This is a genomic window from Limnofasciculus baicalensis BBK-W-15 (genome assembly GCF_024178385.1).
Lineage (GTDB): Bacteria > Cyanobacteriota > Cyanobacteriia > Cyanobacteriales > Coleofasciculaceae > Limnofasciculus > Limnofasciculus baicalensis.
This window is the reverse complement of record NZ_JAMZMM010000019.1, coordinates 1-2714: the sequence shown is the minus strand read 5'-3', so window position 1 is coordinate 2714 and position 2714 is coordinate 1. Positions and strand designations below refer to the sequence as shown.

The 2714-nt window shown below is 40.5% G+C and carries 3 protein-coding genes; all 3 read left to right on the top strand.

What is annotated here, in order from left to right:
* The first annotated feature begins 262 nt into the window (after nt 1–262).
* The 3 genes from NJ959_RS03535 (at nt 263) to NJ959_RS03525 (ending at nt 2492) form a co-directional block, all read left to right on the top strand.
* Entirely contained in the window at nt 263–580 is a 318-nt protein-coding gene (locus NJ959_RS03535; RefSeq protein WP_254010368.1) for a slr1957 family protein, read from the top strand.
* A gap of 406 nt (nt 581–986) precedes the next feature.
* Nucleotides 987–1628, top strand: coding sequence for a beta-carboxysome protein CcmP (gene ccmP, locus NJ959_RS03530; protein WP_254010367.1), 642 nt, complete (start codon nt 987–989; stop codon nt 1626–1628).
* An 81-nt stretch (nt 1629–1709) separates the two neighbouring features.
* Nucleotides 1710–2492: a pentapeptide repeat-containing protein gene (locus tag NJ959_RS03525; protein WP_254010366.1), complete on the top strand. Its 783-nt coding sequence runs from the start codon at nt 1710–1712 to the stop codon at nt 2490–2492.
* The last annotated feature ends 222 nt before the right edge of the window (nt 2493–2714 follow it).

Genomic DNA, 2714 nt, shown 5'->3' with positions numbered 1-2714 from the left:
CGGAGGCAGACTTTGTTTGTCTAGCTGCGATTTCCAATCGCTTTGGCGGTTGAAAGCGGTAGTCAGGCTACGTCTTGATCCAATCGCACCCATCACCCGTTCCCCACCCAGGCGAGCCACAATTCGTTATTTAAAGTTTTTTATCTTTTTCTTTTCCATCAGACTCGGTTATGCTATTCTTCTAATTCAATGAATTGGTCAAACTGATTAAGTTAGACCACATAAAACAATCTTCAACCTTAATATATTGTAACAGATACCGATGAAACACTTTTGTAAAGATTGGCTCAATGAATGGTGCTATAACAACAACTGGAGCGATTTATATATTGAAGGGCATCAATACTGGGCTTTTCCACCAGGAGCTGTAATGCCTGAGCCTATTCCCCCTGAAGTGCTGCGGAAGCTGAAAGCAGAAAAAGGCTTGAGTGGTGAAGAAAAACTCTGGTCCATTGGCGCGGTATTACTAAGCCTTGTTGCTGCTATATTAAGCTATTTTTTAAAATCACCCATGCCCATAGGATTAGCCTTTGCTTTTGATGCTGTCACGGTAGCTCTTTTAGAAGTTGAGATTGGTTGAAGTTATCAATCATCATCATCAATCTACCCTCAATTCCCTCCCATCTGGGGGAATTTTTTTGCATCCCTCTCCTGACGGGTGAAGGGTTATTGATATTTTTGTCATAAATTGTAATAAAATGTTAAAGCCAATCAATGGCTTAAGCTCTGGTGGCAAGTATAGCAAGCGCCACAGCGGTTAGGACATTCTGAGCTAGCAAATTTTAACAAGGGGCTTAAGCCCCGCTTAAGCCCCTTGTTAAAACCGCCTTGGCGACTGCTATAAAGGCTTGGGATTCGCCCTCAGCCGACAACCTATCCGAAAACTGGGTGGCTTTATAGTTAAAACAGCAGATGGAAAAGAGATAGACAAGAGAGATGAATAGAGATGCTTGGGAACATAATTTTTCGGATAGGAGATAATAATTTTGGGTACAGAATTGCGAGCTTATGTATTTCTAGACAGCTTGCAGCCTCAACATGCGGCTTACATGGGAACAGTAGCATTAGGGTTTTTGCCCTTGCCGGGAGATGCTTCTCTGTGGATTGAAATATCACCAGGAATTGAAATTAATCGAATTACAGATATTGCATTAAAATCTACTTCTGTTCGGCCAGCGGTGCAAATGGTGGAACGACTTTACGGTGTTCTCGAAGTTCATTCTAGCAAACAGGGAGATACCAGAGCAGCAGGGAGAGCGATTCTAGAAGCTTTAGGAGTTAGTGAAAGGGAACGTCTTAAACCTCGTGTTATTTCCAGCCAAATTATCCGCAATATCGATCCTCACCACACCCAATTAATTAATCGCAGCCGTCGGGGGCAAATGATTTTAGCAGGGGAAACTCTTTATGTTTTAGAAGTTGAACCTGCTGCTTATGCGGCTTTGGCTGCAAATGAAGCTGAGAAAGCTGCATCAATTAATATCCTCCAAATTTCAGCAATTGGTAGCTTTGGACGGCTTTATTTAGGTGGTGAAGAACAGGATATTTTAGCTGCGGCACGAGCTGTGCTGACAGCATTAGAAAATGTATATGGCAGGGAAAATCCGGCAATGATTAGGAAGGAATAGTTATTGGTTATTGGTTATTGGTTATTGGTTTGGCGACAAACAACAAACAACAAACAACAAACAACAAACAACAAACATTAGATGGCAAATTTAGAACATTTAAAACTCCTCCAACAGGGAGCAGTGAGATGGATAAAATGGAGAAACCAAAACCCGACAATAGAACCGGATTTTAGCGATGCAAACCTTAGCGAGATTAACCTCAGAGGGGCTAATTTGATAGGAAGTAATCTGAAACAAGCAGATCTGAGTTTGGCTAGATTGATTGCGGCGAATCTAAATCAGGCGAATCTAAATCAAGCTAATCTCAGTCAGGCTAATCTTAGTCAAGCTAACTTAATTGAAGTATCTCTAATTGACGCTAACTTAATTGAAGCAGATCTCAGTCACGCCGATTTGAGGGAAGCTAATTTAATTGGAGCTGATCTTACGGGTGCTAATCTGAAAGGAGCTGATTTGAGCAACGCTAATCTAATTGGCGCTAACCTCAGAGGTGCTAATTTGAAAGGTGCGGATCTCGATGAGGCTAATCTGAGACGGGCTAATCTGAGTTTTGCTAATTTAGTTGATGCAAATCTGAATCAAGCTAACCTTTGTAACGCTAATCTTCACGAAGCAGAATTAATTGGGGCACACCTTTATAAAGTTGACTTAATTGGGGCTAATGTTAGTTTTACTCATTTAAGTGGGAGTTACCTTTTTGGCGCTAATCTGAGTAATGCTGACTTAGAAGGAGCCGATTTCCGGTGGGCGAATTTGACTAAAGCGAACTTACAAGGAGCTAATCTCAGAGGAGTAAAGTTAGAAGGGGCTAAATTGAATTGCGTTGTTGGGAATGGGGAATATAAAATGGGGAATAGCTAATATCATATCTGGTTGTGTTGGTATTGTTTATACGGAAGCTATCTCTTGTGAGGGTGCTGAGATGTGGTTTTATTGAAATGTGCTTTTAACTGCCAGGTGAGAATGGTGCAATATTTCAATTTCAATTTAAAAAAATATATTTATCTGACTTATTAGATATGGTTGGGAACATATTTATAAAAAACTCGTCTTTGATAATTTGGGATTATAATAGTATTTATA